This is a genomic window from Mammaliicoccus lentus, from assembly GCF_947036595.1.
Taxonomy (GTDB): Bacteria; Bacillota; Bacilli; order Staphylococcales; family Staphylococcaceae; genus Mammaliicoccus; species Mammaliicoccus lentus.
Genome location: NZ_OX344834.1, coordinates 2,553,108 through 2,573,711 on the forward strand (window position 1 = coordinate 2,553,108; position 20,604 = coordinate 2,573,711).

Annotated in this window: 17 protein-coding genes; 5 read left to right on the forward strand and 12 right to left on the reverse strand. The window is 32.0% G+C overall.

From position 1 onward, the window contains the following. The first annotated feature begins 141 nt into the window (after nucleotides 1–141). Both ACNMOQ_RS12670 and ACNMOQ_RS12675 read left to right on the forward strand, forming a co-directional pair. Complete coding sequence (locus tag ACNMOQ_RS12670; RefSeq protein WP_416349959.1) at nucleotides 142–903, forward strand: MurR/RpiR family transcriptional regulator; 762 nt, start codon at nucleotides 142–144, stop codon at nucleotides 901–903. A 46-nt stretch (nucleotides 904–949) separates the two neighbouring features. Next, entirely contained in the window at nucleotides 950–1,903 is a 954-nt protein-coding gene (locus ACNMOQ_RS12675) for a 2-hydroxyacid dehydrogenase family protein (RefSeq protein ID WP_016999354.1), read from the forward strand. Between the two features lie 52 nt (nucleotides 1,904–1,955). Here the strand turns inward: ACNMOQ_RS12675 and nagE are convergent, their stop codons facing one another. The 12 genes from nagE to ACNMOQ_RS12735 all read right to left on the reverse strand — a co-directional run bounded on the left by nagE (nucleotide 1,956) and on the right by ACNMOQ_RS12735 (nucleotide 14,899). Then, nucleotides 1,956–3,443, reverse strand: coding sequence for an N-acetylglucosamine-specific PTS transporter subunit IIBC (gene nagE / locus ACNMOQ_RS12680; RefSeq protein ID WP_416349960.1), 1,488 nt, complete (start codon nucleotides 3,441–3,443; stop codon nucleotides 1,956–1,958). Nucleotides 3,444–3,740: 297 nt separating this feature from the next. Beyond that, nucleotides 3,741–5,123: an MDR family MFS transporter gene (locus ACNMOQ_RS12685; RefSeq protein ID WP_070044960.1), complete on the reverse strand. Its 1,383-nt coding sequence runs from the start codon at nucleotides 5,121–5,123 to the stop codon at nucleotides 3,741–3,743. A gap of 213 nt (nucleotides 5,124–5,336) precedes the next feature. After that, on the reverse strand, nucleotides 5,337–5,690 hold the full coding sequence (locus ACNMOQ_RS12690) for a zinc ribbon domain-containing protein YjdM (RefSeq protein WP_016999351.1): 354 nt from the start codon (nucleotides 5,688–5,690) through the stop codon (nucleotides 5,337–5,339). A gap of 69 nt (nucleotides 5,691–5,759) precedes the next feature. After that, complete coding sequence (locus ACNMOQ_RS12695) at nucleotides 5,760–6,347, reverse strand: DNA-binding protein (RefSeq protein WP_416349961.1); 588 nt, start codon at nucleotides 6,345–6,347, stop codon at nucleotides 5,760–5,762. A 14-nt stretch (nucleotides 6,348–6,361) separates the two neighbouring features. Then, the gene (locus ACNMOQ_RS12700; RefSeq protein ID WP_416349962.1) at nucleotides 6,362–7,954 is read right to left on the reverse strand and encodes an ABC transporter permease; all 1,593 of its coding nucleotides are present in this window, start codon (nucleotides 7,952–7,954) and stop codon (nucleotides 6,362–6,364) included. Between the two features lie 2 nt (nucleotides 7,955–7,956). Further along, nucleotides 7,957–8,853: an ABC transporter ATP-binding protein gene (locus ACNMOQ_RS12705; protein ID WP_016999348.1), complete on the reverse strand. Its 897-nt coding sequence runs from the start codon at nucleotides 8,851–8,853 to the stop codon at nucleotides 7,957–7,959. Nucleotides 8,854–8,859: 6 nt separating this feature from the next. Then, nucleotides 8,860–9,495 (reverse strand): TetR/AcrR family transcriptional regulator, encoded by a 636-nt coding sequence (locus ACNMOQ_RS12710; protein ID WP_016999347.1) that lies wholly within the window; start codon nucleotides 9,493–9,495, stop codon nucleotides 8,860–8,862. A 173-nt stretch (nucleotides 9,496–9,668) separates the two neighbouring features. Then, nucleotides 9,669–11,546: a BglG family transcription antiterminator gene (locus tag ACNMOQ_RS12715; RefSeq protein ID WP_416349963.1), complete on the reverse strand. Its 1,878-nt coding sequence runs from the start codon at nucleotides 11,544–11,546 to the stop codon at nucleotides 9,669–9,671. 37 nt (nucleotides 11,547–11,583) lie between these two features. Further along, nucleotides 11,584–12,966 carry a glycoside hydrolase family 1 protein gene (locus ACNMOQ_RS12720; protein ID WP_416349964.1) on the reverse strand — a complete coding sequence of 461 codons (1,383 nt, stop codon included), beginning with the start codon at nucleotides 12,964–12,966 and terminating at the stop codon, nucleotides 11,584–11,586. After that, nucleotides 12,963–13,277: a PTS lactose/cellobiose transporter subunit IIA gene (locus ACNMOQ_RS12725; RefSeq protein WP_016999344.1), complete on the reverse strand. Its 315-nt coding sequence runs from the start codon at nucleotides 13,275–13,277 to the stop codon at nucleotides 12,963–12,965. The genes ACNMOQ_RS12720 and ACNMOQ_RS12725 overlap by 4 nt, the downstream gene beginning before the upstream one ends. A gap of 17 nt (nucleotides 13,278–13,294) precedes the next feature. Then, entirely contained in the window at nucleotides 13,295–14,575 is a 1,281-nt protein-coding gene (gene celB, locus ACNMOQ_RS12730; RefSeq protein WP_064211230.1) for a PTS cellobiose transporter subunit IIC, read from the reverse strand. A 9-nt stretch (nucleotides 14,576–14,584) separates the two neighbouring features. Beyond that, nucleotides 14,585–14,899, reverse strand: a complete 315-nt coding sequence (locus ACNMOQ_RS12735; protein ID WP_016999342.1) for a PTS sugar transporter subunit IIB — start codon at nucleotides 14,897–14,899, stop codon at nucleotides 14,585–14,587. 188 nt (nucleotides 14,900–15,087) lie between these two features. Here ACNMOQ_RS12735 and ACNMOQ_RS12740 point away from each other — a divergent pair, with 188 nt between their 5' ends. The 3 genes from ACNMOQ_RS12740 (at nucleotide 15,088) to ACNMOQ_RS12750 (ending at nucleotide 20,585) form a co-directional block, all read left to right on the forward strand. Next, a complete protein-coding gene (locus ACNMOQ_RS12740) occupies nucleotides 15,088–17,082 on the forward strand; it encodes a catalase (protein WP_016999341.1) in 1,995 nt (664 codons plus the stop codon). Between the two features lie 460 nt (nucleotides 17,083–17,542). After that, nucleotides 17,543–18,904 (forward strand): amino acid permease, encoded by a 1,362-nt coding sequence (locus tag ACNMOQ_RS12745; protein WP_416349965.1) that lies wholly within the window; start codon nucleotides 17,543–17,545, stop codon nucleotides 18,902–18,904. A gap of 514 nt (nucleotides 18,905–19,418) precedes the next feature. Further along, nucleotides 19,419–20,585, forward strand: a complete 1,167-nt coding sequence (locus ACNMOQ_RS12750; RefSeq protein ID WP_135022079.1) for a hypothetical protein — start codon at nucleotides 19,419–19,421, stop codon at nucleotides 20,583–20,585. The last annotated feature ends 19 nt before the right edge of the window (nucleotides 20,586–20,604 follow it).

The following is a 20,604-nucleotide window of genomic DNA, read 5'->3' on the forward strand; positions in this document are numbered from 1 at the left end:
CTTTTGTATCATTGATTACCTTTAGACTATAGGAAGCGCTTACAATTTCCAATAGGTTTGACGTAAATAGAAATCACATAGTAAACTTAGATTATATTTTCATGTATTGAAAATTTTTTCACACTAACTGGAGGTTGCATTATGATTTTGGATAAACTCGTCAATAAATACTATCAACAATTAAATGATAATGACATACACATCATACAAATGATGAATCAAAACATTAATCTTATACATCGTTTGAAAATCCAGGAATTAGCTGATATTTCACATACTTCTATTTCCTCTATTCATAGACTGTCACGTAAACTCGGTTTTGATGGTTACAGTGATTTCAAGGCATATATTAAACTGAACAGAGAATTCACAACAGTTTCAACTGATATAATAGATAGTTTAGAACAAGATTTACAACAAACATTTAAACACTTGAAGATGATTGATTATGATTTTATAAGTGAGCAAATTGATAAGGCGCCTTTCATCTATATATATGGTACTGGTATTGCACAATTAAATGCTGCAAGAGAAGCTCAACGTCATTTTCTATCTATTAATAAACGAGTAATGGTCATCAATGATGAAAATGAATTAAAAATAGCGATGGATCAAATGGATGAGAACGACCTACTGTTTATCATTTCTTTATCAGGCGATACGGCACACCTTAAACAAAACATTGAGATTATGCATACACGAAACATACAGTATATTTCTATTACAACATTAAAAGATAACTTCTTAGCGCAAAATGCTAAATACAATATTTATGTTAATAGTTCTCCAATACAATTGTTTAACCAAATATCATATTCAAGCTTTCTTCCTTACCATATAGCTTTTGAAATAATTGTTCGAAAGTATAGTGAATGGAAACAGCTACATCAGGGTATAGACTAATATATGATATATTAGATATGGATAGATTTTTAGGAGGTAAAATATTATGGCAAAAGTTTTTATAACAGGGGAAATACCTACTGAAGGTTTAAATTTATTAAAAGAACATTTCGAAGTGTCTGTTTTCAAAGGTGAAAAATTAATTACTAAAGAAGAATTACTTGAAAATGTAAAAGATGCTGATGCAATTATCAGTCCACTTTCTACTAATATAGATAAAGAAGTAATTGATCAAGCTGAAAACTTAAAATTCATTGCTAATTACGGGGCTGGCTTTAACAATATCGATGTGAAATATGCAAGAGAAAAAGGTATTGATGTTACAAATACTCCAAAAGCTTCAACAAATGCAACTGCTGATTTAACGATTGGTATTTTACTTGCAGCTTCGAGAAGAATTGTAGAAGGAGATAAACTTTGTCGCACAACAGGCTTTAATGGTTGGGCGCCTTTATTCTTTAGAGGTCGAGAAGTCTCCGGTAAGACTATCGGTATAGTTGGCCTAGGAGAAATAGGTTCAGCTGTAGCTAGACGTGCCAAGGGATTTGACATGAACATTATATATACTGGACCAAACAGAAAGCCAGAACAAGAGGAAGCTCTAGGGGCGTCTTATGTTAGTCTAGATGAACTATTAGAACAATCCGATTTCATCACATTGAACGCAGCATATTCTGATGATTTACATCATTTATTTAATAAAGAAACGTTCAAAAAAATGAAAGAAAAAGCGTATCTTATCAACGCATCACGTGGCCCAATAGTAGATGAAAAAGCTTTAGTAGATGCATTAAATAATAAAGAAATTGAAGGTGCTGCATTAGACGTATATGAATTCGAGCCTGAAATCACAGACGAACTTAAATCTATGGACAATGTTGTGTTAACACCACACATTGGTAATGCAACTTTCGAAGCCAGAGATATGATGGCAGAAATCGTCGCAAACAATACAATCAAAAAATTAAATGGCGAAGAGCCTGATTATATTGTGAACTAAAAACCAATAAAAAACAGCCATTCGTTGATTAAACGAATGGCTGTTTTTTTATTTATCTATCGTCTTGTTCCATTTGCATCAGTTCATCTGCTGTAAATTGTACATCTGTACCTATAATGATTTGTATATTCTTATCACTGATTATTTTATTGCCTAATGCACCAGATTTTTTAATTTTTTCTTGATCTACGATTCCTGTATCATTTAATGTCAATCTTAATCTTGTTGCACAGTGGTCAATAGCTTCAATGTTATCTTTACCACCAATTGCTTCATAAATTAATTTCGTTTTATTAGATACATTCAAGTCGCCATCTTTGCCTAGTGAACCTTCCCCGTTTTCTGCTAAGCTTGGATCTTGTTTAACCGCTTCTTCCATCAGACCGTCTCTACCTGGCGTTTTTAAGTTGAATATTCTTATCGCAAAATCAAATGCGAAGAAGTATACAACACCCATCACTAAACCTAACACTAACAACATGATTGGTTTATTTGCTATTGGAATACTTAAACTTAACAAGTAATCAATCAATCCTGCACTAAATGTAAATCCTGCTGTCCAGTGGAACATTGCCGCTATAAATAGTGAAATACCTGTTAATACGGCATGAAGAACAAATAACATTGGTGCTACTACTAAGAATGAAAATTCAAGTGGTTCTGTAATACCTGTTATAAATGAAGCAAGCCCTGCTGCTAACATTAACGAACCTACTACTTTTTTATTTCTTTTTTCAGCATTTTTCCAAATTGCTAATGCTGCTGCAGGTAAACCGAACATCATAATTGGGAATAAACCTGCTTGGTAACGTCCAGTAATACCTTGTTCACCTTTACTTGACCAGAAGTTAGCAATATCATTAATACCTGCGATATCAAACCAGAACACTTGGTTTAAAGCATGGTGTAAACCAAACGGTAATAGTAAACGGTTAAAGAATCCGTATAACCCAGCTCCTGTTGGTCCTAATTTAGAAATAAATTCACCAAACATTACAAGTGCATTATAAACTGGTGGCCACATAAACATTAATGCTAATGAAATAACTAACATCGCCGTTGCAGATAAAATTGGTACTAAACGTTTACCACTAAAGAATGCGAATGCTGTTGGTAATTTAGTATCTTTAAATCTATTGTATATAGCCGCTGTAACTAAACCACAAATAATACCGACAAACACATTACTAATATCTCCGAAAGCTAAATTCACTTTTTCTTCGGGCATATGTAACGTCTTAGCCATCGATTCCGTACTTAAAACATTTGTCACGACTAAAAATGATACAAGCCCACTTAATGCAGCTGCCCCGTTTTTATCTTTAGACATCCCGAAAGCTAAACCGACCGCAAATAAAATCGGTAAATTATCAAGAATCGCTAAACCTCCATTTGCTAAGAAGTTAGCAACGCTGTTCCCTTCCCCACTAATTGCACCAGGATCAATAAATGATGCTATACCTAGTAACAGACCTGCTACAGGTAATATTGAAATTGGTAACATGAGGGACTGTGCAAATTTTTGCATATAAGCCTTCATATTTTTCTCCCCTTAATAAAGCTATTTTTTCTCGTACTACTATACCATATGTACCACAATTTTAATTATATGTACATAAAAAAATTGTTGTATAAATACTTTTAAAAAATAATTTTTTATTAATAATTCGAAACATTAAAGGTTATTATTATTTTAAATTTATAGTTCATTTGAATAATCTGTATTTAGCACATCTAACAATTTTATAAATAAAAAACCAGTCTGGAACATATATAAATGTCCCCGGACTGGTTCTTCATATAGATAGTAGATTTTTAAATTTTAATTAGCTAACATTTACTTTTCATCTTTCAATTTGAGAGATAGTACAAATGCTAAGCCTGTAATAATAACAGCAACTATAAAGGATATATTAACGCCGTGTATCAACCCTGATATGCCTTCGCTAGGTATTGCAAATAATGTCATTATTGTTATAAATAAAGCCGTTCCTATTGAGCCTGCCATTTGTCTGAATGTATTGTTCATTGCAGTTCCATGAGGTATAAGATGCTTAGGTAACTGGTTGATTGATAAAGTTGTCATAGGCATCATAACCATTGCGATTGTTAACATACGGAACATGTTAACAACTGACAAGAATGTAAAGCTAGTGTCTGAAGTTAATTGTGTAAATGGCAATGTCGTTAAAATTAATAAGAATAGTCCAATACGAGCAAGCCATTTCCCTCCAAACTTATCAAATAAATATCCAGTAACTGGGTTCATCGCCCCCATTAATATAGCGCCAGGTAATAAAACGAGTCCTGATTGTAACGCTGAAAAGTGCAACATATTCTGCATATATAACGGTAATATGATATTTGTGGCTATCATTGCCGCAAAAACAAACATACTTAAAACTGTTCCAAGTGTAAAAACAGGATAAGAAAAGACTCTAAATTCTAATAAAGGTCTTTCTAGTTTTAATTGTCTTCTTACAAAAATAAACATCGTTATTGCACTTAAGATAAGTATAATAATGAAAGTAGCGTTCGCCCATCCTATTTCACTTACAATACTAAACGCATATAATAAACCACCGAATCCTAATGTAGATAAAATGACTGATAGTTTATCTAACTTAGGTTTAGTTAATTCGGTTACGTTAACTAATAAAAAGTAAGCAAAAATAATATTAAATACTGCGATTGGTAAGATTACATAAAACACGCTTCTCCAAGGGAAGTGTTCTATTAATACACCTGATAAAGTAGGTCCTATAGCAGGTGCAAATGCAATTACTAAGCCAAATAGCCCCATTGCTGTACCTCTTTTTTCAGTAGGGAATAATAGGAATAAAATTGTCTGCATCAATGGCATCATAATCCCCGCACCAGATGCCTGTAATACACGTCCTATTAATAACACAGCAAAGTTAGGTCCTACCGCACATATAAGCGTCCCTAATGTGAACAAACTCATTGCTGTTAGAAATAGTTGTCTAGAAGTATAACGTTCAATTAAAAAAGCAGTGATAGGAATCATTATCCCGTTAACTAACATAAAAATTGATTGCAACCACTGCACAGTACTTTCATTGATTTGTAAATCCTTCATAATGGAAGGCAACGCGGTTCCCAACAAAGTTTGATTTAAAATCGTAATAAAAGCTCCCGATAAAAGCACAATAAATAAAGGGAGATTCTTAATAAATATTGAATTTTCGCCTTTAGCCATATAATTTTCTCCTTCTTTTAAAATCATTTCTTTATTTCATCTAAAAGATTTTGATCATATAAGTAACGATTTATCGAATAATATAATCTTAACATTTATAAGCAAATTTAATAAGACGGATGCCTATTATACTTTTCTATAAAAAATACTCCCTTTAAAGCTTTCACATTTTAGTGTCTGCTTTAAGGGAGTACATGTTTTATAATTTATTTATTATTTATTTACTTTTTTAACAACTGAAGACTTCAGTCCAATTTGGCCAAAGCCTGGTATTTTACAATCAATATCATGGCCATCTTCAGGATCAACTAACTTAATACCTTTGACTTTTGTACCTTGTTTAATTGCAGTTGAAGAACCTTTGACTTTTAAATCTTTTACTACTGTAACAGTGTCTCCATCATTCAGTACAACACCATTAACATCTTTAATTACATTTTCTTCTTCATTTGTGTTCTCATCATTAGCTGTCCACTCAAAGTTACACATCGGGCAAATGTAAAGCCCTCTATCTTCATAAGTATATTCTGATTCACACTCAGGACAATTAGGTAAAATTGCTTCCATCTATAAACCTCCGAAAATTTGATAATTCATCTATAATTTACCACATTCCTAATAATAAAGCTCTTAATTTTACGGTTTCATCACAATATATGAAGTAATAGTGTTTATCCGTGCATCTTTTTTATGATTTTCGAAAGTGTACATATCCGCAAAGTATACTTTCTCTCCAGTTGTGTTAATTATCGTCCCATGCGTAGAACCTTCTTTTCCATGTGAAAGCATCGTCTTAACTTCTAAACTCGAAACTTTTTGTAAATGCTTTTTTATTTCTTGTATAAAATTGTCTTTTCCGTATAAATCGAATTCACCAGGAACATGCCAGATAAAATCATCAGTTAGTAACTCATTAATTGTACTTTCATCCCCTACAGTAGTAGCAATCAATAAATCTCTCATAATTTTCCTTTTAGGAGCATTATCACATTTCAAATCACCAATTACGGTAAATTTTAATTTTCTTAAATCTTCATCTATATTGCTAAAAGACATGCCTTTATCTTTCAATGCATCTTTTAAAATATTAATTGCCTTAGGTCCAACACCATGAAGTTTTGATAAATTTAGTTCATCTAATTTTGAAACTTGTTCCAACATTGAAATATTAATCTCATTCAATGCTCTTGAGGCAGGCTTACCTATTTGAGGTAAAGTTGTCATAGTTAACATCCCCTTTAAGAAATATCTTTTCTTCTAAAGCCAATCAAACCGACAATAATCATAATGATAGAAATAACTATTAATATACTTATACCCGTATAATCCATTTTATCTACAGGAATTTCTGGTATATGTTGAAATGGTGTTAAATTTTTCAACCATTCTTTAACATCTAATAATTGTCCAAGATATACTACAAAGAATGTATAACCTAAATATAAATAAACAATGAAATGCCCTTTATTTAACCACCCTATTAGAAGTACACCTATACCTACAAATGTGATAATTGCAGGTATATAAACAATGCCTGACTTAATCATTGTCCAAAAAGTAAATGGATTATCTAAGACAGATGCTTGAGCAATATACATACCTAATGATGCCAAGAAAATCATCATAACAGCATTTATTAAGCTTATAACTATAAAACCCGAAAAATAATACGTTCTTGAAACAGGTTTTGCAAATATATTTTCAATTCTTTGCGTATTGATCTCGTTTTTAATTTTATAAAGGCTCATAATAGCCGGTATTGTAGCAACAATTGCCATAATAACCATTAATGTAGGTAAAAATGACTCAATATAGTTATCTCCACTACCCGCTAGCATTTTCTTAAGCATTTCATTATCACTAATAAAGTCGTCCATTTCACCAAAGACTGAGCCGTATGAGGCACCAAATATAAACATACCAATTGCCCAGGAAATAATTCCGACTTTATATAATTTGATTTGCATGCCAATTGGCGATAACCAATATTTTTTAGCATATTTATTACCTGGTTTAGATGGCAACAATCCAGATTCTAAATCTCTATTAAGGTATAGATACATTGTAATCATAATTAATATTATACCGACAATAAACATGAGCACTAACGGCCACCAATTGTTTTCTGAAAAGGCAAATGTACGCGTTAGCCATCCTAAAGGCGAGATCATCGAAATACTATCGTTTAATACATCTCCTATTGCGCGTATTAAATAACTTAATAGTAATACTGAGATGCTTAGTCCTGTTACATTACTAGTTGTTTCAACAAGTTGAGCAAATAATGTTGCTATCAAACCAAAAAGTATACCAATCATACTTAGCGATAAACCGTACAACAATGAACTTTTCACATCGATACTTTCAATATTTAATAGCGGTAGTGTTATCGTTATTAAAATGCCTATCGCTAAGTTCACAATAATCATGTTCATCATTGAGCTAATTAAAGGTGACATCTTACCTATTGGAAGTGCTCTAATCATTTCAATCCTACCAGTAGATTCATCTCCTCTTGTATCTTTTGCGACAAGTAATATACTCATAATCGCTACAAGTATGCCTGTAAATAAAAGCATTTCATGCGTAAACAACACACCTACTGATACATGTTCAAACTTACCTGGACCTAACATAGCTTCCATCGCAGGGTTTTGAGAAGTTTCTACAATTGGTTGCATATCAGATTTATTAGGATACATACTTTCAAAAGTCGGAGGTATAATAAGCGTTAATGTAACTATACCAATCACCCAAAATAACATTTTCCACTTATTTGTCTTTAAATAAAATGCTGTTAATTTCCCTAAACCATTAAAGAGATTATGCATGATTACTCACCTCTTTCAATATCTTCGCCATAATGTCTCATAAATAAATCTTCTAATGTTGGAGGCATGCTTTCTAATTTCAACAATTCAAATTGGCTTAAATATTTAATTACTTCAGAAACACATTCTGAGTCAACTTGAAAATGGTATACACCATCTTCAATCACTACATCGTGAATACCTCTTTGTTCTTTCAATCCATCCAATCGCTCTTTAGATTGAACAACAAAGTGCATTCTTGTTAAATGTCTTAAATCGTCTAATGTGCCCATTTCTACAATTTCGCCTTTTCTAATGATACCTACGCGATCACATAATTGTTCTACTTCACTCAATATATGACTGGAAAGTAACACACTTTTACCTTCTTTTTTCTTTTCTAATACACATTCTTGAAAGACTTGTTCCATAAGTGGATCTAGCCCTGAAGTTGGTTCATCTAAAATAAGTAATTTAGCATCTGTAGTAAAAGCTGAAATAAGCGCGACTTTTTGACGATTACCTTTAGAATAAGAACCGCATTTTTTCGTAGGGTCTAAATCAAATTTTTTAATCAATTCATCCCTTTTCTTCACATCATATGTGCCACTCAATTTTAAAAATAAATCTATGACTTCACCACCTGTTAAATTAGGCCATAAGTTCACGTCACCAGGTACATAAGCGATATCACTATGAATCGTTACGGCATCTTTCCAAGCGTCCTTACCAAATACCTCTATAGAACCGGAGTTTGTCTTTAGCATACCTAAAATGGCTTTAATCGTCGTAGATTTCCCTGAACCATTTGGACCGATAAAACCAAATATTTCTCCTTCTTCAACTGTAAAATCAACGCCTTTTAATGCTTGAAACTTACCAAATGATTTTGTAATATTATTTATCTTTAACAAAGTCATAACTATTCACGATCCTTTATAGAATATTTTTCTCATTTCATTTATATACGCATCAAATTCTTCGTAAAAAATACTGTAGTCATTCGAATTAATCATTTCATCCGTTACCCTAGCCATAATAGATTCAGATAAACCTGCAATTGAAAATTGAATTATTTTAACAGATTGATTAACATCCAAGTCATCCCTAAATAATGATGTATCTATATCATCAAATAATTGAGACTGAACCTTGTTCTGTAAGTTTACGATATACTCTTTTTGTCCTTCCGTGATGTGTTGAAAATTATCTTTATCAATAACTACTTTTGATAAAAATTGAGACATGCTAGGATGCATTGTAAATAAATCCGACTTTATCCTCGTTTGGTGTACTAAGCGTTTAAATATATCCTTCTCATCCATATCTATTTGTTCAAAATAATAACGCTCAATAAACTCTAAACAATAATCGACTAAAAACTTAAATAATCCAGCCTTATTCTCAAAATAATAAAAGAGCATACCTTTACCAATGCCCGCTTCTTGAACAATACGATTTGTTGAACTACGACTAAAACCATGACTAGCAAACTCTAAAAGGCTAGCATTTATGATTTTCTGCCTTTTTGCTTTATCTAAATTATAAAAAGTATCACTCATATAAACACCTTCTCAATTTCATTAGACCACTTTGGTCGACTACATCATACAACTTTCGACCAGAGTGGTCAAATTTTAAGTAAAAAAAAGAGAGCGAGACTATGAAACCTTTTAACAAAACAAGATTTCTGTCCCACTCCAAAAATAATTCTTATAATCCTTTAATTAATACATTAAAAAGAAAAGTACTTCCAAAATTCTTTGTCATTATTGGATTCAAGCAATTTAAGCACACTACTATAATCATTGATAATATCTGTTAAGTTTTGGTAGACCTTCTCCAAATTAATAGTCGTATTCTTTTTTAATCCTAGGCAAAATATAATTTGTACTTCTTTATCATCCCATGCTATTGGCTTTTTCATTGTCATCATAAATACAAATGATTGTTTAGCTAATGGCATTACTGGATGAGGAATTGCTACTAAATTTCCATAAGCAGTAGAAGCATATTTTTCTCTTTCAATAATACTTTGTAAAAACCCTTCTTCTATTAATTTTTGATCTGTTAAATATTCATTCAAATAATTCAAAACGTCATCTTTGTTATTGAAATCTTTATTTAATTCTAGCATTTTAATTAATTGTTCTTTATTATCTAAAGGTTTTAAATCAATGTAACGTTGAATCATATTGATATTATTTTGTGAAAGAATGGGGCTAACATACAAAATCGGTATATTAATATCATGGTTGATAGGCACAGTTGAAATAATGATATCAGCTTTATTAATGTTAGCCTTTTCGATATTATATAATTCAATGATTTCAGTGATTTGAATCTGATTACCAAAATTCTGTATCAATTTATATTTAATGAGTTGTGAACTCGTTAACCCAGAATTACATACAAGTATGATATTTAATTTCTTCTCGTCTATGTTATTTCTATTTAAAGCCATTTCAAAATGTAATGCTAAGTAACCTATTTCACTTTCAGAAACTTGGACTTTCAAATCTTTTTCAATCATTTTACTTGCTACAACTCCAATATCAAATGCAAAAGGATAATTTTGTTTAATTTCTTCTAACATAGGATTTCTTATATTCATCTTATATTTATATCTGTTTATAGATGTTAATAGGTGGAGGTATATATTTTCTTTTAAAGCTTCATCTGATTGCAAATCTAAATAGAAAACACGTTGTACATTATCAAGCATGTGTTGAATCATTTTATCTACTTCTTCATTTCTTGGAATATTCGAAACTTCATTCATTATTCCAGTAGAAACAAAATGAATATATAAATACTCTATTTCTTTTTTGGGTAGTATTAAATTAAAACGTTCTTCAATAAAATGAACCATATCATCAAAGAAATGTTTTAATTCAGTAGATAAAGGTTGTTCTTCTATTTGAAATTTCTGTTCGATCATTGAATTATTTCTCATTCTCACGACTGCAATATTAATATGTGTCACTAAATTATCTAATTTCACTTCAGGAATTTCTATGTTATAAATTTTTAATAGTTTAACAAGCTGGTTTTTGACACTAGATGTATCTTGTTCTGAAAAACCAATATCACTTTGCTGATTATTTAATAGAAATTCTGCTATTGCATACCTTATTTGAAATTCTTTGCCTATAATTTTCATACCATAGTTTGGACGGCTGACAATTTCAATTTCATATTTGTTTAATATTTGCCTAATTTCATTCATATCATTTTTAAGTGTTCCCGTACTTACAAACATATTTTCACTTAAAGATTCTATTTTTGTATAATCATTAGAGAGCAATAGTTTTCTCATAATAAATCGTATTCTACTATCTTGATTGTTAAAATTTAAGTTTTCATCTTTTAAATATCTTTCATTTAAGAAATAATTAAATAAACCCTCATCTATAATAAAAAGATTATAGCCTTTGGACTTCTTAGTTTGAATAAGAAATCCAAAAGCTTCACTTTCTTCATTTATTTCTTTTATTTGGGTTCTAATTGTTTTTGATGACAAACCTAATAATTTAGCGATTGCATTGCTCGTAATATATTCCTTTTGATGCTGATACAATATTTTCACGATGTTGAGATGTCTGATTTGCATCATATTCTCTCCTAATATACTCTATTTTTACCTCATATTAGTCAATTATTTCATTACTTGAAGCTAATTCCTTAAACCATTTCCCACTTTGTTTGATTGTTCTTTCGCCATTTTCTATATTTACTGATACAAAGCCATATCTATTTTTATAGGCATTCATCCAAGACCAATTATCCATGAATGTCCACATGTGATATCCCGTACAATTTGCACCCTCTTGTATTGCTTTATTTAACCATATCAAATGTGATTTTACAAAGTCGATTCTATATACATCATTGATTTCACCATTTTCGATGAAGCGTTTTTCATTCTCAACACCCATGCCATTTTCAGATATAAAGCTTTCAATATTGTTATAGTTTTCTTTAAGGTTAACCATAATATCGTATATACCTTTAGGGTAAATCTCCCATCCTCTATAAGGGTTCATTTTTCGGCCAGGCATTTCATAATTATCGAAATAATATTCTGGTAGAAATGGTGCTTCAGGATTAGGCATTGTATCTCTAGCTTTTACTCTTCTAGGTTGATAATAGTTAACACCTAACAAGTCGATTGTATACTGCTCTATTAATGCTAAGTCTTCTTGTTGATAACGAGGAACTAAATCATGTTCCTTTAATATATCGACTAATTCTGCTGGGTATTTCCCTTTTGTTACAGGATCTAAGAAACTCTTATTAAAGAATAAATCAGCAATTTTAGCTGCTTTTAAATCCGCTTCATTTTGACTTCTTGGATAAGAAGGCGTTAAGTTTAAAATAATGCCGATTTTACCTTGAAAATCATTTTCTTTGAAAGCTTTTATTACTTTAGCATTAGCTAGAACCGTATTAAATGCTACTTGGAAACCTCGTTTGGCATCTACAATATTAGGATAATGGAAATCGTATAAATATCCCCCTTCTACTGGAACGATTGGTTCATTGAATGTGAACCAATATTTAACGCGATCACCAAACAATTCAAAACATTTCACAGCGTAATTCACGTAATCATTAACGACACTTAATGATTCAAATCCACCTTGTTCTTGCTTTTTATAAGGCATATCAAAATGATATAAGTTAACAAATGGTTCGATATTATTAGCTTTCAATTCATTAATCACATCATTATAGAATTGAACAGCATTATCATTTACTTCGTTCGTATCTTGGTTGATTAATCTAGTCCATGAAATTGAAAGTCTAAATGAATTATGTCCCGTTTCTTTCATTAACTTAATATCTTCTTTATATCTGTTATAAAAGTCTGAAGTTGTATTAGGACCTACATTGTTAAAAAAGCGATTTGGTTCTTCTTCATACCACTTATCCCAAATTGTTTTATCCTTAATTGAATCTGTTCCTTCTGTTTGCGTTGCGCTTGCTGCACTACCCCACCAAAAATCATTTGGAAATATATATTTTGTCATGATTTCATCTCCTTATATAAATCTACCATTTCATTTGCTAAATCTTTTACTGTTATAGCGTTCATTAAGTGATCTTGAGAATGGATAAGCAATAAATTCAACTCACTACTTTCACCATTAGCTTCATCTTGTAATAATTCTGTTTGAAATTTATGAGCTTTATTTATTTCTTTTTCAGCCTCTGAAATAAGCATTTCTGCTTCTTTAAAGTTTCTTTCTTTAGCACATTGGATAGCTTCCATTGCACTTGAGCGACCATTCCCACCATATAATATTATTTGAAATGCCTTTTCGTTAATTGAAACTGTCATAAATTTTCCTCCATATTTTAATTTTCTTTTTCTTGTCTTAAATAGTTTTTATCTAATAATTTTAAGAATGGCCACCAGATAACAAATGTTATGACTAAATTCACTAGCTGTAACATCGCACCTTGCCACGAGTTACCTGTAGCTAAATAACCACTAATAAATATTGGTGTAGTCCATGGTACGATTACACCGGATGGTTTCGGTACTAGTCCTAAGTACATTGATGTATAACTTACAATCGTTATGATAACTGGTGATAAAATCCAAGGTAAAATAACTAAAGGGTTCATAATGATAGGTAAACCAAATAAAATCGGTTCATTTACGTTAAATATAGAAGCTGGCGTACCTAATTTAGCAATTTCTTTATTTTGTTTACTTCTACAAAGTAGATAAATACCAAGTACGACTGCTAAAGTTCCACCAGTACCTCCCATGCCTACTAAAAATGTATCAATAAACTGTTTAGTAATGATGTTCGGTAGTTCTACACCTTGTTTAAATGCTGCAAGGTTCTCATTATTTAATGAATACCAAATTGGATCGAAAACTGTATTTACAATAATTTGTCCATGTAAACCGAAGAACCAGAATACTTGAATGAATAGTACTGCTACAATTGTTGCTGGTAAGCCTCTTCCTAAAGCAGTTAATGGTTCTTGCACTATTGTATAAATTAAATTTTGTAACGTTTCGAACGGTGTTAAAGCTACTACAATTTTAAGTACTACGAATATCGTTAAAGTAAAGGCAACAGGTAATAATGCACTAAACGATTTCGCTACTTGATCCGGCACACCGTTCGGCATTTTTATTGTTATATCTTTTTTAGTGAAGTAACTATACAGTTCGGCACTAATAATCGAAACAATTATACCTAGGAACATACCTTTAGCTCCTAGTATTTCTGTAGGTATAACTCCTTCTGTTTTACCTACAACTTGTGGTGTTAGTATTAAAACAGCACTTAAAGCTGTTACTGCTCCATAAATACCTTCTAACTCATTCCGCTGGGTTAATTTATAACCTATTCCTATAATCACGAATAATCCCATAATCGAGAGCGTCGCGTCCGAAGCTGGACTTATAGCATTTTGCCAAGCTGTAAACTGGCTTTCTGAAAGTATTTTATCTAAAAATGGAAAGTTTGCTATTACAATAAATATAGACCCGAATATAATCAATGGCAGTGCTACCATAAAGCCATCTCTTAATGATGCTAAGTATTTATTGTTGTTTAATTTGTCTGCTATTGGCAATAAGACATCTTCCAATTTCTCCATAAATGTATTTTGCATATTTATCACCTACTCTTCCAGTAATGATAAAGCTTGTTTTAATACGCCTTCACCATCTATTCTTCCATAACTAACGGAATCAATTGCTTCAATTGGTAAATTAAGACCTTTGTCTTCAGCTGCTTTTAAAAATTTCTTTCTCATAAATCTCATTTGTGGACCTATTAATAACACATCATAATCTTCAAGTGAGTGGAAAGCATTGTCACTAGACATCGCTTTTATATTTACATTTATATCTTGCTTTTCAGCCGCTTCTTCCATCTTAGTTACTAAAAGACTTGTAGACATTCCTGCTGAACATGCTAATAAAATATTTTTCATTTTTTCTTCCCCCTTTGATTTATAATTCAATTGTATATTGTATACGCTTTCATATCGATACAACTATTTTCCACTAATAGAGGAAGCGCCGTTATATTTTGAAAACTCCTTATTCTTTCCTATATAAATGTTTCTTAAAATTTTTAACGGGAATAACATTAATATCATATATTTAGGGGGGCTTAGAGTTGAGTAACAAAAAGAAAGAACAAATTGATGAAGTAACTAAAAGCAATGACGGTAAGGCAATGACGACAAATAATGGCGTTAAAGTGAGTGAAGATGAAAACACGTTAACAGTTGGTGAACGTGGTCCTAGTTTACTAGAGGACTTTCATTTTAGAGAAAAAATCATGCACTTTGACCATGAACGTATTCCAGAACGTATTGTACATGCTAGGGGTTTCGGTGCCCACGGTGAATTCCAAGTTTATAAAGACTTGTCACAATATACTTCAGCCGACTTTCTAACTCATCCTGAGAAAACGACACCCGTATTTGTAAGATTTTCAACAGTTCAAGGTTCTAAAGGTTCACCAGACACTGTAAGAGACGTGCGCGGATTTGCGACAAAATTCTATACTGATGAAGGTATTTTCGATTTAGTAGGTAACGATATTCCTGTATTCTTTATTCAAGATGCTATAAAATTCCCTGACTTAATTCATGCAGTTAAACCTGAACCTCATAATGAGATGCCACAAGGTGGTACTGCACATGACACATTTTGGGACTTCTTTGCGCAAAATCCAGAAAGTACGCATACTACAGTTTGGGCTATGAGTGACCGTGGTATTCCTAAAAACTTTAGACAAATCGAAGGTTTTGGTATACACACGTTCCGCCTTGTTAACAGTGAAGGACAATCTTACTTCGTGAAATTCCATTGGAAACCATTACACGGATTAGAATCATTAGTTTGGGACGAAGCACAAATCCTTCACGGTAAAGACGTAGACTTCCACCGTAAAGATCTTTATGAATCTATTGAAAAAGGTGACTATCCTGAATGGGAATTAGCGCTACAAGTTATTAAACCAGAACAAGAATTCGACTTTGATTTTGATATTTTAGACCCTACAAAAATTTGGCCAGAAGACCAAGTACCAATTGAAGTTGTAGGTAAAATGACGCTTAATAGTAACGTTTCAAACGTATTCGATGAAACAGAACAAGCAGCATTCCATCCAGGTCATATTGTTCCAGGTATCGACTTTTCAAATGACCCATTATTACAAGGTCGTTTATTCTCATACACAGATACGCAAATTTCAAGATTAGGTGGACCAAACTTTAATCAAATACCAATTAATAGACCTGTAAATGAAGTTCATAACAACCAAAGAGATGCAATGCATCAAATGAATATCAACTCTGGACAAGTTGCTTATCATAAAAATGCATTAAACAATAACGACCCACATCCTACACCGAAAGAAGAAGGCGGTTATGAACACTATCAAGAAAAAGTTGAAGGTCATAAAATACGAAAACGAAGCGAAAGCTTTAAAGATTATTATAGCCAAGCAAAACTTTATTTAAACAGTTTAAGCCAAGCAGAATATGACCATACTGTTGATGGTTTCTCATTCGAAATTGGTATGTGTAATTCTATAATGGTTAAACAAAACGCTGTAAACCAATTAAATAAAGTCGATCGCACATTAGCAGAACGAGTTGCGAAAAACGTTGGCGTTGAAGTTCCTGAAGAAAATGAAGAAGTTCAATCTGATGCGAAAGATAGCCAATTAACAATGGAAAAATATGATATTCCAATTGCAGCACATTCAGTTGCAGTATTAGTAAATGGAAATATCGATGTAGACACATTAAAATCTTACGCGAAAACATTTGCTGAAAACGACTTAAACTATGCATTTGTAGGTCAATATCCTGAGAACTTAAGCGAAGACTTTGGTATTACTGAGACATTTGACACTGCACACTCAACATTATTCGATAGTACAATCGTATTATCAGACGGCAGTGACATTAAGCCTCAAGTAGAAGAATTCGTTGAGCTCACTTACAAACACAATAAACCATTGATTGTAAACAAAGCAGCATCCCAAGGATTAGGAAATGCAAAATTAAAAATTGATGCTCCTGGTGTATTTGTATCTGACGAACCAGAAACAATCGTAAAAGCATTTGATCGCGCAAGATATTGGGACAGAAAATAATATACTGGTTAAGCTGAGGCATACATTTTATGTCTCAGCTTTTTTATTTGCGGTTCGATATTTTTATTTTATCGGACTGTATTTTGCGTTTGCGGTTCGTTATTTTTATTTTATCGGTCTGTATTTCATTTTTGGATAGTATCTATGTAGAAGTAAGCTATTTTAAATATTGGTTTTATGTCACTGATTTTCCTATATTAATATAAGTGTTTTCATGATTATCCTAGTAATATTTATGTACCTTTAATGTTATTTATACGTTACCTATCACAAATTATTAAAAAATAATATGTTAAACGCTTACATTGACATGGTTCTAATCCTTAAAAAAATTGTAAACAATGTATAAATATAATTTCTTATGTTTTTTTCTAAATTTCGTAGTATAATGCTTTTTATATTGAAATTTGTTATACAAATTTTCACATGTGTTTTTTTAGATTAAGGAGAGCTGAAATAAATGGATAATCATGAGTTACAACGGAGTATGTCCAGTCGACATATTCAGTTGATTGCAATTGGTGGCGCAATTGGTACTGGCCTGTTTCTTGGAGCTGGTAAAAGTATTTCATTAGCCGGTCCATCAATTTTATTAGTATATATTATTATAGGATTTTTCCTATTTGTAATGATGAGAGCATTAGGAGAGTTACTATTATCTAACAGTGAATATAATTCGTTCACAGATATAGCCGAACATTATTTAGGACATTTATTTGGATTTTTAACTGGTTGGACTTATTGGTTCTGTTGGGTAGCAACAGGTATTGCAGATATTACCGCAGTAGCAAAATACATACAATTTTGGTATCCAAGTATACCCTCTTACGTTTCTGCTATCGCAACTGTAGTCATCTTATTAGGTTTAAACTTATTAACAGTTAAATTATTTGGCGAAATCGAATTTTGGTTCGCATTAATTAAAGTAATCGCTATTGTGTTATTAATAGTGATTGGATTCTGGTTAATATTTACTGGTTTCAAATCAACTACTGGTATTCAATCTGGGTTCCATAACTTATACACACACGGTGGTTTCTTCCCGAATGGTCCGATGGGATTCTTACTCGCCTTTCAAATGGCGGTGTTCAGCTTTGTAGGTATTGAACTTGTAGGTGTAACAGCTAGAGAAACGAAAGATCCTGAAAAGAATTTACCTAAAGCTGTGAATTCAATAGGTATCCGTATATTAATTTTCTACGTATTAAGTTTGCTCATTATTATGAGTATTACACCTTGGAATAAAGTTTCTGCAACAGAAAGTCCGTTCGTTAATTTATTCGTATTAGCAGGTATACCAGCAGCTGCAGGTATTGTAAACTTTGTTGTATTAACATCAGCAGCAAGTGCAGCAAACAGCGGATTATTTAGTAATAGCCGTATGGTCTATGGACTTGGTCAAACAGGACATGCACCAGAAGGATTAAGCAAAACAAACAAACGCGGTGTGCCATATCCTGCTCTAATTTTCTCAGGCGTAGTATTATTCTTCGCTGCAATATTAAATTACTTTATTCCAGACGATGTATTTACACTCGTCACAACACTTGCAACAATATTCTTCATCTTTATTTGGTCAGTAATTTTAATTTGTTATATAAAATATAGAAAAGAAGATGCAGCATTACACAAAAAATCAAAATTCAAGAACCCATTCGGTGTTATCGGATCATACTTGTCATTAATCTTCTTCGCATTTGTACTCGTCGTTTTATTCTTAGCAGAAGATACAAGAACAGCTTTGATATATTCACCATTATGGATTATCTTATTAGTAAGCGTATATTACATTAATAAAAACAGAAAAACTGCTAAACATTAATAGTTTATAGAATAAACAGGTGAGCCCTTCATGTTATATGGGTTCGCCTGTTTTTGTATGTATAAAAGGTTTTGTTGACACGTTTATGAAGAATTGACAATAAGAGTACCCTTGTTGACACGTTTACGAAGAATTGACAATAAGTGCACCCTTGTTGACACGTTTGTGAAGAATTGACAATAAGGGCACCCTTGTTGACACGTTTGCGAAGAATCGGCAATAAGAGTACCCTTGTTGACACGTTTGTGAAGAATTGACAATAAGGGCACCCTTGTTGACACGTTTGTGAAGAATTGACAATAAGGGCATCTTCATCTACAAATTTTTCTAACTAAGCATCCTCACTCGCTCTATTCTCATTCATAATATTACTATTACTATTCTTTATAAATATGAAATCAAATTATAAGTGTAATATTTATCTATATATTCTAAATATTTAGAATATACTATTAACTAATGTATTCTAATGTGCTAAAATCGATTTCATTATAAAGAAAAGGAAGTGAAGGTTATGGTGAGTGAACCACTAATTTCAGCAACTATTTTATTTGCACTAATTGTTTTAGGAGAAATCATCTCTTATTTAACTAAAGCGCGTGTTCCAATGTTATTAACAGCAATGGTCAGTTATTTGTTATTAACATGGGCCGGAGTATTACCCGAGAAAATTTTAGATAACGCCATATTACCTTCGCTTGGTGCGCTTGTTATTGGACCAGTTATTATGCATATGGGGACAATGATGCCGTTACACATTCTAAAATCACAATGGAAAGCTGTTGTTATTTCTGTATTCGGTATTATCGGTTCTACAACATTAATTCTTGTTTTTGTAACGTTAATGTTCGATTTTCGTACTGCAGCTTCTGGTGTAGGGCCTATTGCAGGCGGTATTGTAGCTCTACTTATTACAGTTGAAAAGTTACAAGACTTAGGTTTAGCTAATTTAATTGTATTACCTGCAATTGTTCAGGCATTACAAGGCGTAATTGGTATGCCTCTAAGTGCTATATTAATGAAACGTTATTCACGTTATTATCTTAAGAATCGTGAACATGATAAAAATGTCGCAACAATTTCTGATAAAGATAAAACTAAAAAAGAAAATATTTTTAACAAAAATCCTTTGTTACAAAATAACGTCATTAGATTATTTATTATGTTCTTCTTAGCAAGTCTTGCTTTCATTATTGGTAGTGTTACAGGTATCCACTATACACTTCTTAGCCTACTATTCGGGGTAATAGGTTTAAAAATTGGCTTGTTCGAAGAAAAAGAAATGCAACATAACCAATCGTTCACTATTATGATGGTTACAATTATTTTAATTGTTATCGGTTCAATGGGTGGTATCAAACCTCAAGATCTTTGGGCGTACCTACCTGCTATCCTTTCTATTCTTATCATCGGTACAATCGGTATTTTAATCGGGGGTTATGTAGGAGCGAAATTAATCGGTTGGAGACCGACTAAAGCGTTACCTGTTGCTTTAACAGCACTTTATGGTTTCCCGGGAGATTTTATTTTATGTGAAGAAGTAAGTCGCTCAGTTACAGACGATAAGGATGAACGTGAAGATGTATTTAACGAGTTACTGAGTCCAATGATTATCGGCGGATTCACGACGGTAACAGTAGCTTCTGTTATTCTGACATCTATTCTTATGAACTTTATTTAACAACATAGGAGGAAAAAAC